Here is a 12,398-nt window from a genome sequence, read left to right as displayed (position 1 = left end):
TCCGATCAGTCCGTGATGTTGGCGAGTGAGAGCGCGGTGATCGCGCGGGTCACCCGGTCGAGGACGACGTCGAGAGACTCGCCGATGTGCTGGTGCAAAAGCGTGCGGGCCTCGGGCAGATTGCCGGCACGTAGTTCTTCGAGGATTTGAATGTGCTCCGCGATCGAGGTGTCGATGCGGCCGTTGACCATGAAGTCGTACATCCGAACGTGCCGGATACGGGAATTCACCGACAGCAGCGACGCGACCAGTTCATTGTTTCCCGACGCCCTCAGTACGGCGACGTGGAATTCCTCGTCCAGTTCGACGAACCCCGGTTCCTGAGCGGGCGGATCGAGAGCCAGGGCACGCCACCGCACCAATTCGTCGTCGAGGATTGTTCGGTCGTGCCGGATCGTCGGATCTGCGATCGCCCGGGTAATTCCTTGTAGTTCCAGAGTGATTCGGAGTTCATACAGATCTCGGATCCGCGGGATACTCGGGCGCACGGCGGAGAACCCGTACTCTTCCCGGCGCAGGAGTCCATCGGCGCACAGCATCGTCAACGCTTCCCGTACTGGTGTGCGAGAAATGCCGAAACGCGTGGAGAGTTTCGGTTCCGTCAGGCGCTGATCGAACCCGATAGTCCCGTTGACCAGTTCGGTGCGTAGTTCCCGGTAGACCACCTCACGCAGTGGCTCCGGCGCCGTATTCATCCCTGTCGACATACCTGTATACGCTATTGATCAGGTGTTTCGTCCAGATGTCTTCGCGTTAGAGCTGAGTTACGGCCTCCGCGGAACTTCAGGAGAAGTCGCGCTGAACCCGCAAGGTTCCGATCGTGGTGGCCAGGCCGTCGTACTGAGTGACCAACAAGGTGAATTCGATCAACCGACGATCGTCGAGATGCTGCGAGAGCGTTCCCCACGTGTCGTCGGTGACGTCCTTGGTGGTGACCAACTCGTCGACCGCAGTCAAGATCGCACGGTGACGCGGACTCAACTCGGAAGCGCCAGGGCCCTCGATGATTCGGGCCAGTTCTTCTGCGTCGATTCCGGCTTTGCGGCCGAGCCTGATGTGGTGATCCATCTCGTAACCGCAGTCCCGCAGGTGCGCGACCCGCAGGATGATCAGTTCGGTGTCGTGGCGAGAGATCTTGCCGCCGGGCATGAGTGAGCCGGAGTAGTGCAGCCAACCGCGGAAGAGTCCACCCGTGCGCCCCAAGGTGCTGAACAGATGCGCATCGGGTGCTCCGGCAGCCTTCGACAGGACACGCCAGATTCCCCAGTTGATCGGACCGAGGTCCTTGAATCGGCCGGGCGGGATGCGGGGGTTCATGCGACTCCACGGATGTGAGAGGGACGGAGGTCGATAGCTCGTTGCGCGATGTGGCGAACCGCGGCGCTGCGGCGGGGCGCGTGTACGCGCGACTTCCGGCCGACGATACCGCGCTCGAACGCGTCGACGGCGTCAGCGACGGTCGTGGTGCCGGCGCTGGCGAGGGTTCCGCGTGCTCCGTCGAACGACAGTGCGGTGGTATCGGTGTCGATGTCGCCGATGTACGCGACGCCCACCTTGGTGCCGAGGTGTTTCATTTCCAAGCGCAACGCGTCACCCAAGGCTTCGACGCCGGCGCGCGAAGCACCGAACGGTCCGCGAAACGGATGCTTGGCGGCGCCGTGAGCCGAGGCGACCACCAGGGCGTAACCGTTTTCGTGACTGATGTGCGGACCGGCTGCGCGCAGGGTGTAGTACGTGCCCATGAGATTGACTTCGACGGCGCGGCGCATGTCCGCAGGGTCGCCGCCGAGGATCGACGAGTTCGCCTCGACACCGGCATTGGCGACGACGACGTCGATGCCTCCCAGCTTCTCAGCGATGTAGTCGACGCCGCGAGATACCTGCTCGAGGTCGGCGACGTCGCACAACTGCCACGGCGCGCGGCCGCAGGAAGTGGCGACTTGCTCGAGAAGTTCCGGCTCGAGGCCGAGCAGTCCCACGGACGCACCACGGTCGTACAGGCGTCTGGCCAGCGAAGAACCGATATTGCGGGCAGCGCCGGTGATCAGGATGCGCCGACCCGTCAGGTCGTCCGCACTACTCTTGGCCGATTCGGCCTTGCCCGCCTCGCTCTTGCCCATTGCTGTGTCCCTACGCAGTGACCTTCTGGTCCTCCGACGCTAACACCGCCGGGTAGCTGCGACTGCAAGTACCGCCAACTCCGTCCGAACGGGTGTTCAGACCGATGCGGCTTCGAGACGCGGATGTGACGAGGAAGCCTGGGTCGACCGCAATCGACGGAATCGGACCACGGCAACGACGGCGGCAACAGCGGCGAGGATCACCAACGGCAGCGACGGACCCATCGTGGGTTCGATGACAACCAGTAGCACCGGCAGTCCGAATCCGAGATAGGTGCCGACGTAGAAGATCCCGGTCAGGGCGCCCCGCGAGGCGGGGGGAGCCAGCGACTCGAGGTCGAGCAGTCCCTCGCGTAGACACAGTCCGTAGGCCGTACCGAGGACGAGCGCGCAGACGATGAACAACCCGAGCGCGGGGTGCGCGCCGCCGACGGCGACCAGGCAGTATCCGAGCGCCGCCAGTGCGGCGCCGACCGTGCCGGCCTGAGGACCCCAATTGCGATGGCGCGCAGCGGTTTGAACCAGGATTCCAGCACCCAGAGTCAGCGCCGCCGCGAAACCCGGAAGGAGAGGACCTGAGTAGCGGTCCCCGAGCCTGGCCGTCATGGTCACGAAAGAGACTGTTGCGCTGGCGAACACCCACGGCGCCAACGGAAGTGCCCAGAGCAGTGCGACCTTCACACCGGTTCCCGACCGCTCTGCGCGGTCGGGAATCTGTGTGAACATTGCAGCTTTGGTGGGAGCAGGTGTACGACTCCACACAGCTGCCGCGGTAACCGAACCCACCGAGAAGACGGCCGAGACGACAAAGGGCGTAGCGAGTGGGAAGGCGGCAAATTGTGCCAACAGACCCGAAAATAGTGGTCCCAGTGCAAAACCCGAGGTGAGTACTACGCCCGCCATCACGGTTCCGGACTTGCCGCGAAGGTCAGCCGCCCACGCGGTGCCGGCGCCGATTGCCAGACCGGCACCGATACCGACAACGAGGCGCCCGACCATGAGCCCGGGCGCGTCGTGCCAGAGAAGAAGAATCAAGGTTCCGAGCGAGGCTATGAGCGCTCCGGGCAGGACGACTACAGCTCGGCCGACGCGATCCGACAGTGCTCCACCGGTCAACAGGCCGGGTAGGAGTCCGAGCGCGTAGATACCGAAAACACCGTCGAGCACGGTATGCGAAAGACCCTCGTCCACCCGGAGAACCGGGATGAGCGAAGCAAAGTGGTTGGCGGCCCAACCCGTCGAAAGTAGAACTGCCAGTACCGAGATGAACCCGCGACGGGATGGATCGCCCATACCGGCAGCTTAGGCGGGTACCAGATCGCTCACGTCGGCGAGGAGTTCGAACGTGCGCAACCAAGCCTCGCGTGTGGTGCCGGTCGACACCGTGATCAGCTCGTCGGCCTGTGCATGCTCGGTGAACTCGTCGAGGTAGGCGCGGACCTCCGTGGGCGTGCCGATGGCGCTGTACTTGGTCATCTGCAGAACCTGCTGACCCGCGGGGGAGTCGAGCAGCATGTCCGCTTCGTCGTCCGTGAACTTGCGTCCGCGTCCGAGAAGAAGGCTGACGCGCGAACGCTTGGCCGCGAGGAAGTCCTGCTGAGCCTGCTCATGGGTGTCGGCGGCGATGACGTTGACGCCCGCGATGACGTACGGCTCCGCCAACTGCTCCGACGGCTTGAACTCGCGTCGATAGATCGCGACGGCGTCGCGCAGGGCGTTGGGGGCGAAGTGCGAGGCAAATGCATACGGCAGGCCGAGCATCGCGGCGAGCTTGGCTCCGAACAGTGACGATCCGAGAATGTAGAGCGGAACGTGAGTGCCCTTACCGGGAACGGCATTGATTCCGGGGACGCGCGAAGTGTCGCCGAGGTAGCCCTGAAGCTCGAGTACGTCCTGCGGGAAGCTGTCCGAAGAACTCGGGTCGCGTCGCAAAGCCTGCATGGTCTTCTGATCACTACCGGGCGCGCGACCGAGACCGAGATCGATGCGACCCGGGTGCAGAGTCTCGAGGGTGCCGAACTGCTCGGCGATCGTCAGCGGTGCGTGGTTGGGCAGCATGATTCCACCGGCGCCGAGGCGGATTTTGCTGGTGTGCGCGGCGACGTGGCTGATCAGAACGCTGGTGGCCGAAGACGCGATGGAACCCATGTTGTGGTGCTCGGCATACCAGATTCGCTTGTAACCCCACTCCTCGGCACGCTGCGCCAAGGTCACGCTGGCGTCGAAGCTGTCTTTGGCGGTTTCGTTGTCGCCGATGTGGGCGAGATCGAGGATGGAAAGTGGTACGGCCATGGAGGTGGAGCCTTTCTCAGCGAATAGAACGCAAGCGTCGTTGTGAGGTGCAACCGCTGTGAGTCCATTCCTATTTCCGAGAGCCTTCCCACGCTGAGCAAGTGCGATTTTCGGAGGGGCGGTGACTCCCGCTCGATCAGTTCCGCACAGCGTTGGCCATGGCGGCCAACGAGAGGGCCTGCCGAGCGCGGTCGAGGACAACCGCACGAGAGATGTCGATGTGCGACACCAGTGCCTCGTGTGCTTGCGGAATCTTGCCGTCCAGCACCAGTTCGACGACGGAGATATGTTCCTCCACGGTGGCCTTCATACGGTCGGGAGTCAGGTAGTCGAACATCCGCACGGGGCGCAGCTTCGAGTTGACGGCCTGCAAGGCGTCGACCAACGCGTGGTTTCCGGATGAGGCGAGGAGCGCGATGTGGAACTCCTCGTCGAGCGTCACGAAGCCGGCGTCCGGTACCGGCATCTGTTTGAGAAATGTGTACCACTTGTCGAGTTCGGAACCGAGCGCGTCTCGATCATGAGCGGGGGCCTCACCGTCTAGTACCCGCCGAAGCCCGTGCACTTCGAGGAGTATGCGCAGCTCGTAGAGGCCACCCAACTCGTCGAGGTGCGGTCGGTACGGAAAGAGTCCATGTTCGTCGCGCTCGACCAGCCCGTCGGATTCCAACTTCGCGAGCGCTTCGCGCACCGGTGTTCGCGAGACACCGTAGAGATGAGCCAACCGTTCTTCGCCGAGTCGTTCGGATGGCGCGATCTGACCCGACATCAGATCGTTCCGGATCGACCGATAGACCTGCTCGCGCAGCGGCGGGCGCACACTCATGTCAGATTGCCATCGCTCGACGAACCGCCTCGGTGGACGTGGTGCCGCCCTCACCGGTCGAGGTCACGTGTCCCGCCGCGAGAATGCTGTAATGCTGCGCAGATTGGAGCGCGAAACCGATGTGCTGCTCTACGAGGAGGACACCGAGATCGCCGCGCTCGGTGAGTTCCATGACGGTTCTTTCGATTTCGGCGACCACGTTGGGCTGAATGCCCTCGGTTGGTTCGTCCAGAATGAGGATCTTGGGCTCGGTGATCAGGGCGCGAGCGATGGCAAGCTGTTGTCGCTGCCCACCGGAGAGAAGTCCCGCGCGACGGTCGAGGAGCGTGGTGAGTGCGGGAAACAGATCCAATGCCTCTGCGATGAGTGCCTTTCCGCGTTTGCGCCCGTCGGCGACCACCCGAAGATTCTCGGCAGTTGTCAGTTGTCCGAACGACTGCTGACCCTGGGGTACGTAGGCAAGTCCGCGAGCGACGCGGGCGCTCGGCCGTAGACCGGTGATGTCCTCACCGTTCAGAAGTACCTTTCCCCGTGTAGGTTTGATCAGACCGACGGCGGCGCGCAGCAAGGTGGTTTTACCCGCACCGTTGTGACCCATGACTGCCGCAACTCCGTCGCTGGGAACCAGCAGGGATACGCCGTGGATCACTTCGGTGCGTCCGTAGCCGGCGCGGATGTCGACGAGCTCGAGCATGATTCAGTCCTCCGGGGTCGGTTCGGTGTCGGCGCCGAGATCGGTTCCGGCAGCGGCTGTGCCGAGGTAGACCTCTTGCACCTTGGGGTCGGCTTGGACCTCCGCCACAGTTCCTTCGGCAAGCACTTTCCCAGCGGCGAGCACTGTGACGGACGTGGCGAAGGATCGCATGAAGTCCATGTCGTGCTCGACTACGACGACGGTTCGCGCACCGCCGATGCGCCGCAGAAGGTTCCCGGTCTCCTCGCGCTCCTCGAGGCTCATGCCTGCGACGGGCTCGTCGAGCAGGAGCACGGAACAGTTCTGTACCAACAACATTCCGATTTCGAGCCACTGCTTCTGTCCGTGCGCCAGAATGCCTGCGGCGGTGTCCCTGAGGTGCTCCAACCCGGTTGTCTCCAGCGCCTCTTCGATCTCGGGAAGCACACCTTTGCGTTTTCTGAGCAGGTTCCACGGTGATCGGCCGGCTCCGGCCGCGATGTCGAGATTCTGCAGCACCGAGAGCTCTTCGAAGACGCTTGCCGTCTGGAAGGTTCGCCCGACGCCGAGGCGGGCGATCTTGTGAACCTTCTTGCCGAGCAGTTGCTCGCCGGACTTCGTGATGGAACCCGTCGCGGGAACGAGTCCGGTGATGGCGTCGACCAACGTTGTCTTTCCAGCCCCGTTCGGGCCGATGAGAAACCTCAGGTCGCCCTGCATGAGGGTCAAGTCGACGCCGTCGACGGCCTTGAAACCGTCGAAGCTGACCGAAAGATTTCGTACTTCGAGGTACTCGGACGACATTCCGGCGTTGCCACCCAGTGCCGGTGTGGGTTCGCTGGTGGCGGTTGTGTTGGTCATGACGACACCTCCACTGGTTCGGGTTGGGAGACCTTGACCGGCGGGTCGGCCGGGGTCTCACGCTTCTTGCGGTGGCGCATCAGGGCGAACAATCCGGCCACACCTGCCGGGAAGAACCCGACCACGACGATGAACATCAACCCTTGTGCGTAGATCCATCCCGAAGGGAGTTTCTCCGAGAATGTCGACTGCGCCCACGCGACGCCGATCGCACCGAGTACCGGACCGAGAAGCGTTGCGCGGCCGCCGATCGCGACCCCGATGAGGAAAGCGATGGACGGGACGATCCCGACGTCGGCGGGGGAGATGATGCCCACGATCGGAACGAACAGCGCGCCGGCGATACCGGCGAGGAACGCCGCGGTCACGTAGGCGACCAGTTTGATGTTCGCCGGATCGTATCCGAGGAAACGTACTCGCTCCTCTTGATCACGGACGGCGACGAGGAGTTCGCCGTATCGGGAGTTCATCAGCTGGCGAATCAGAGCGACCGATGCGAGAAGAACTCCGGCGGCGATGAAGAACAACATCTGCTTGTTCGCCGGATCGTTGAGATTGAAACCGAAGAACGTGCGAAAGCGGTTGAGGCCGTTGCTGCCACCGATCGACTGCTGGCCGATCAAGAGGATCGCGAAAGCCGCGGCGAGTGCCTGCGAGAGGATCGCGAAGTACGCGCCCTTGACTCTCCGCTTGAACACACCGAGTCCGAGGAGAAAGGCAACAGCGGCCGGCAGGAAAAGGATGGCGAAGATCGCCACGAATGGCGAGGCGAACGGTTGCCAGTATCCCGGCAGTTCGGTCTTGCCGGCGATGGACATGAAGTCCGGGACCGCGTCGCCCTTGAGTTCGGCATCGGCGATCTTGAGGTGCATCGCCATCACGTATGCGCCGATTCCGAAGAAGACGCCCTGGCCGAGCGTGAGCATTCCGCCTCTGCCCCAAGCCAAACCGATACCGACAGCGACTATGGCGAAGCACAGGAATTTTGCCAACAGTGACAGCCTGAAGTCCGAGAGCACAGCCGGAGCGACGGCGAACAGCACGATCGCGGCAAGTGCAAAACCGCCCCACACCCGAATTCGGGAATTGTTCAGGATGCTCATACGAGGCTCCTCGTCTTGACTGCGAACAGGCCCTGCGGCCGAACTTGAAGGAAGACGACGATGATGACGAACACGATCACCTTCGCGATCGACGCTGTCGTCGAGTACTCGATGAACGAGTTCAAGATGCCGAGGGCGAAGGCTGCGATCACGGCTCCCTTCATCTGACCGAGACCGCCGACGACAACAACCAGGAAGGCGTCGATCAGATAGGACTGGCCGATGGTCGGGCTGGTGGAACCGATGAGCGTCAACGCGACACCCGCGACGCCGGCGAGCCCGGAACCGAGGAAGAAGGTCGTGATGTCCGTACGACGAGAGGAGATTCCGCTCGTCTCGGCCAGATCGCGATTTTGGACGACGGCCCGGATGCGTCTACCCATCGACGACTGCTTCAGTGCGACCGAAAGTGCGATCACTGCTGCGATCGCCAACACCAGAATGAAGATGCGGGTTTTCGGCACCACGGCGCCGAAAATATCGACCCCGCCCGAAAGCCAGCTCGGCGCCGAAACATTGACTGCCGGCGCGCCGAAGATGTCGCGCGCCAACTGCTGAAGGATCAATCCGACGCCGAATGTCACCAACAGGGTGTCGAGGGGTCGGTGGTACATCCGCGATACCAGGACCACTTCGAGCACAACACCCATCAGTCCGCCGACGACGAAACCGACGAGCAGAGAAATGATCAACGATCCCGTTGCATTCGAGATCACCTGCTGCACTACGTATGCGGTGTACGAGCCGGCCATGATGAACTCGCCGTGTGCCATGTTGATGACACCCATCTGCCCGAACGTGAGAGACAACCCCAACGCTGCCAACAGGAGAATCGATCCGATACTCAAACCCGTGAACAACTGCCCGATCACAACATCCATGACAGACGCTCCACCTCTCTACTCGTCGATTCCGTCAATTCCGCCTTTTGTCGATCAGCTACCGAGGCCCTCAGCCCAGGGGTAGTTCTTCAGGTACGGATCCGGCTCGATCGGCTGTCCCGAATCCCAGACCGTGTAGATCAGTCCGTCGGAACGGATTTCGCCGATCCGGGCAGTCTTGGTGATGTGGTGGTTGTCGCCGTCGATGGTGACGAGTCCTTCGGGCGCCTGGAAGGTCACACCGTCGGCGTTGTCCTGAATATCCTTGACCGCAAACGAGTTGGCCTTCTCGACGGTGTTCTTCCAGAGGTAGACGGAGGTATATGCCGCTTCCATCGGATCGGACGTGGGCTTGTCCTGCCCGAACTTCGCCTTGTACGCCGCGACGAACTTCTTGTTCTCGGGGGAGTCGATGGTCTGGTAGTAGTTCCACGCCGTCAGCTGGCCTTCGACGTTCTGGACTCCGATACCACCGACCTCTTCCTCCGCAATGGAGACGGAGACGACGGGCATGTCGGCGGGTTTCAGGCCGACATTCGAGTATTCACGGAAGAACGCAACGTTGGAATCGCCGTTGAGTGTGTTGAACACGGCATCGGCGTCGGCTGTGCGGACCTTGTTCACGATGGTGGAGAAGTCGGTCGAACCCAGAGGCGTGTAATCCTCGCCCTTGATCTCGATGCCGTTCGCTGCCGCGTACGCCTTGATGATGCGGTTGGCGGTCTGCGGGAACACGTAGTCGCTGCCGACCAGATACAGCGACTTGACGCCCTTCTCCTTCAGGTAATCCAGCGCCGGGATGATCTGCTGGTTGGTCGTTGCGCCCGTGTAGAAGATGTTCTTCGAATCTTCCAGTCCCTCGTACTGGACCGGGTAGTAGAGCAAAGAGTTGTTGTCCTCGAACACGGGCAGCATGGCCTTGCGGCTCGAGGAGGTCCAGCCACCGAAAACTGCTGCGACGCAATCGCTGCTGATCAGTTTCTCGGCCTTCTCGGCGAACACTGTCGGCTCCGACGCACCGTCCTCTGCCACGATCTGGATCTTCTTACCCAGTACACCGCCGGAATCGTTGATCTCCTGCACCGCCAACGAGATGGAGTCGCGGACCGTCACTTCACTGATGGCCATGGTGCCCGAGAGTGAATTCAGGGAACCGACCTTGATCGTGTCCCCCGAGGTGTCGACGCACGACGTAGCCGTCGAATCTCCCGATGCGGTGTCTGTTGCCTTGCTTCCGCAGCCGGTGAGAACCAAGCCCAGCGCGGCGAGAGCGGCCGGCGCGGCAAGGGTGCGCTTCGAGAAGGTTCGCATGTACGGGCCTTTCGTGTCGATGGCTCTGGCAGACAATGGCTCTGACAGATCTGTATCCGGAGTGCGTATACAACGCTGTATTCGTCGAGTGCACAGAGTAGGTGGAAGTTGTTGCGGTGGAATGACTGTCGGTGACAAGTGTGTGTCCGGTGTTTCGATTGGGTATCCAGGACCTCACACCGCAGGTCAGCGAGAGTGCGGTGTTAGCATCGACGAGAAATTGATCAAGCACTCGCTTGACGATCGGAACGTCGGAAGGATCTTCTCGTGCGCTCGACCCGACGGGACGAAATACTCGCTCATGCGGCCAAGCTGTTCAGTGAGCGGGGAATCGCCGCGACGACGGTGCGAGACATCGCCGACGAAGTCGGGATCCTCTCCGGCAGCCTCTATCACTACTTCGACTCCAAGGATGCGATAGCCAACGAGATCGTCGTCCGGTTCCTCGAAGATCTCAACGTCCGGTACGAAGACTCGATCGAACCGGAAGGTTCGGCTCGAAATCGCCTGGCCACGATGGTGTCGGTGTCTTTTGCCTCGGCGGTGGATCACCCGTATGCCACGGAGGTCTATCAGGGAGAAGCCATACTTTCGTCGCAACCGGCGGACGCGCCCATCACCATCCTGGTTCAGAAGGCACACAGCTACTGGCGATCGGCTATCGCTCGCGGAATTACCGACGCGGAGTTTCGGGAAGACATCGATCCCGAACAGTTTCACCGTCTCCTGCGTGAATCCGTCTGGTCCACCGTCGCGCAGTATCGCCCGCAGCTTTCCGAATTGGCCGAAGATCTGCAGCGCAATCTGATTTCGGTTTTCCTGGACGGCTTTGCCGCACGTTCCGTCGACGGCGAGCCGGTGGCACGCATTGCGCGGCGCACGGCGAAGAAGGAAGCGCAGACCGAATCTCCCGACTCGGACCTTGCCGAACTCCGCTCTGATGTCGACGAATTGAAGTCCGTCATTCGCGAACTCAGCTCGTCGATCCGGCAGCTGCAGAAGCCGTAACACCGCAGTTCCTGCGCGTGTAGTTCGGATTTTGACTATCAGTGTGACCCAGTGCATACTTCTGTCCACACTCGTAAATCAAGCGCTTGTTTGATTTACCAAGCACAGTTTGGACGGGAGTTCGATGTGAGACTCGGAAAGGCGATCGCCGTCTGCGCGGCAGTGGTCCTCGGGGCGAGCGCGTGCGCATCTGCCGGTGTCATTCCCGAAGACACCATCGTCATCGGTTTGGACGAGGACTCCACCGGGCCCGGTGCGTCGTACAGCACGATCGCCGGCAAGACGGTGCGGATGACCGTCGACCTGATCAACCAGGCGGGCGGAATCAACGGTAAGCAAGTCGAATTGGTTGTCGAGAACGACGAGAGCAGTCCCACCAAAACCCCGTCGATCATTCGGAAGTTGGTCGATCACGGGTCCAGTGCGGTCATCCTCGCCACGGGCAGCGGGTCGGTGCTGCAGGCCAAGTCGATTCTCCAGCAGTCGAAGATTCCTGCGATAGCTCCGGTCGTTCTCAGCGACGCCTTTGCCTCGGCGCCCGACAACGACTTCTCGTTCATGATTCCGAACTCGTTGAAGCAGTACGCCCAGGTGTACTGCGGGGCTTTCGAGAAGATGGGGTACAAGTCCCTGGGAATTCTCGGTGACGCGAGTGCGTCCATCGACGGAATCATCAAGACCCTGCGGCCGGCGCTCGAGAAGTGCGCGAGAGTGACGGGCGTCGAAAAGGCGCCGGTCGATGCCGCGGACATCACCGCACAGGTCTCACGTCTCGCGGAAACCGAACCGGACGCGATTCTGGTCGCCAGTATCGGCGGGCACTTCGAAATCCTCGCGCACAACACCTTGTCGAAGGTCACCCCGCAGACGCAACGCTTCTCACTCGCTTCCATCGGAAACCAGCCCGCATCTTGGGCTTTGGCGGACCCGAAGGCGTTGAGCGGCATGGTGTACATGGGCTCGCTCAGTGAGAACAACCCGAGAACCGCCGAACTGCGTCGCAAGGTGCAGGCGGTGAAGGGGCCTGATTATCAACTGACCGCCTACGACGCACAGGCGTACGACGCCGTCATGATGTTGGCCGAGGCAATCGAAATTGCCGGCGACCACCGAGATCGGACGGCCGTTCGTGATGCTCTTCAACAGGTTTCGGCACTTCCCGCCAGCTTCGGCCAGGACGGATTGACACTGTCGTTCTCCTCGCAGGATCACCTGGCTCCGGACAGCCTCTGCGGCCTGGTACTCGTCGAATTCGGTGAGGACAACAAGCCTGCCCGTCCGTGGGATTCCTACCAGCCCCCGTGCGGATAACCGAGGAGCATT

The 12,398-nt window shown here is 61.9% G+C and carries 13 protein-coding genes; 2 read left to right on the top strand and 11 right to left on the bottom strand.

Annotated features, from left to right (window positions below; genetic code table 11):
- Positions 1-5 precede the first annotated feature (5 nt).
- The 11 genes from G4D79_RS26550 to urtA all read right to left on the bottom strand — a co-directional run bounded on the left by G4D79_RS26550 (position 6) and on the right by urtA (position 10,067).
- On the bottom strand, positions 6-707 hold the full coding sequence (locus G4D79_RS26550; RefSeq protein ID WP_051649638.1) for a GntR family transcriptional regulator: 702 nt from the start codon (positions 705-707) through the stop codon (positions 6-8).
- Positions 708-783: 76 nt separating this feature from the next.
- A complete protein-coding gene (locus G4D79_RS26545) occupies positions 784-1,317 on the bottom strand; it encodes a carboxymuconolactone decarboxylase family protein (RefSeq protein ID WP_003941526.1) in 534 nt (177 codons plus the stop codon).
- Complete coding sequence (locus G4D79_RS26540; protein ID WP_042923321.1) at positions 1,314-2,120, bottom strand: SDR family NAD(P)-dependent oxidoreductase; 807 nt, start codon at positions 2,118-2,120, stop codon at positions 1,314-1,316. Before G4D79_RS26540 ends, G4D79_RS26545 begins: the two co-directional genes overlap by 4 nt.
- 96 nt (positions 2,121-2,216) lie before the next feature.
- Positions 2,217-3,413, bottom strand: coding sequence for an MFS transporter (locus G4D79_RS26535; RefSeq protein WP_214514561.1), 1,197 nt, complete (start codon positions 3,411-3,413; stop codon positions 2,217-2,219).
- 9 nt (positions 3,414-3,422) lie between these two features.
- The gene (locus tag G4D79_RS26530) at positions 3,423-4,412 is read right to left on the bottom strand and encodes an LLM class flavin-dependent oxidoreductase (RefSeq protein WP_214514560.1); all 990 of its coding nucleotides are present in this window, start codon (positions 4,410-4,412) and stop codon (positions 3,423-3,425) included.
- Positions 4,413-4,548: 136 nt separating this feature from the next.
- Positions 4,549-5,238 carry a GntR family transcriptional regulator gene (locus G4D79_RS26525; RefSeq protein ID WP_063314792.1) on the bottom strand — a complete coding sequence of 230 codons (690 nt, stop codon included), beginning with the start codon at positions 5,236-5,238 and terminating at the stop codon, positions 4,549-4,551.
- A gap of 1 nt (position 5,239) precedes the next feature.
- Positions 5,240-5,932, bottom strand: coding sequence for an urea ABC transporter ATP-binding subunit UrtE (gene urtE, locus G4D79_RS26520; RefSeq protein ID WP_003941544.1), 693 nt, complete (start codon positions 5,930-5,932; stop codon positions 5,240-5,242).
- 3 nt (positions 5,933-5,935) lie between these two features.
- Positions 5,936-6,772: an urea ABC transporter ATP-binding protein UrtD gene (urtD, locus tag G4D79_RS26515; protein WP_003941545.1), complete on the bottom strand. Its 837-nt coding sequence runs from the start codon at positions 6,770-6,772 to the stop codon at positions 5,936-5,938.
- Positions 6,769-7,875 carry an urea ABC transporter permease subunit UrtC gene (gene urtC / locus G4D79_RS26510; protein ID WP_007735392.1) on the bottom strand — a complete coding sequence of 369 codons (1,107 nt, stop codon included), beginning with the start codon at positions 7,873-7,875 and terminating at the stop codon, positions 6,769-6,771. Before urtC ends, urtD begins: the two co-directional genes overlap by 4 nt.
- A complete protein-coding gene (gene urtB / locus G4D79_RS26505; protein WP_003941514.1) occupies positions 7,872-8,756 on the bottom strand; it encodes an urea ABC transporter permease subunit UrtB in 885 nt (294 codons plus the stop codon). The genes urtC and urtB overlap by 4 nt, the downstream gene beginning before the upstream one ends.
- A 54-nt stretch (positions 8,757-8,810) precedes the next feature.
- On the bottom strand, positions 8,811-10,067 hold the full coding sequence (gene urtA / locus G4D79_RS26500; protein ID WP_007735391.1) for an urea ABC transporter substrate-binding protein: 1,257 nt from the start codon (positions 10,065-10,067) through the stop codon (positions 8,811-8,813).
- Between the two features lie 267 nt (positions 10,068-10,334).
- Here urtA and G4D79_RS26495 point away from each other — a divergent pair, with 267 nt between their 5' ends.
- Positions 10,335-11,075: a TetR/AcrR family transcriptional regulator gene (locus tag G4D79_RS26495; protein WP_214514559.1), complete on the top strand. Its 741-nt coding sequence runs from the start codon at positions 10,335-10,337 to the stop codon at positions 11,073-11,075.
- Between the two features lie 126 nt (positions 11,076-11,201).
- Positions 11,202-12,386, top strand: a complete 1,185-nt coding sequence (locus tag G4D79_RS26490; protein WP_064074216.1) for an ABC transporter substrate-binding protein — start codon at positions 11,202-11,204, stop codon at positions 12,384-12,386.
- Positions 12,387-12,398: the final 12 nt, after the last annotated feature.

It is taken from the genome of Rhodococcus sp. WY5 (assembly GCF_018588185.1).
Lineage (GTDB): Bacteria > Actinomycetota > Actinomycetes > Mycobacteriales > Mycobacteriaceae > Rhodococcus_F > Rhodococcus_F qingshengii.
The sequence above is the reverse complement of the archived record's forward strand: the minus strand, read 5'-3'. Positions and strand labels throughout refer to the sequence as shown.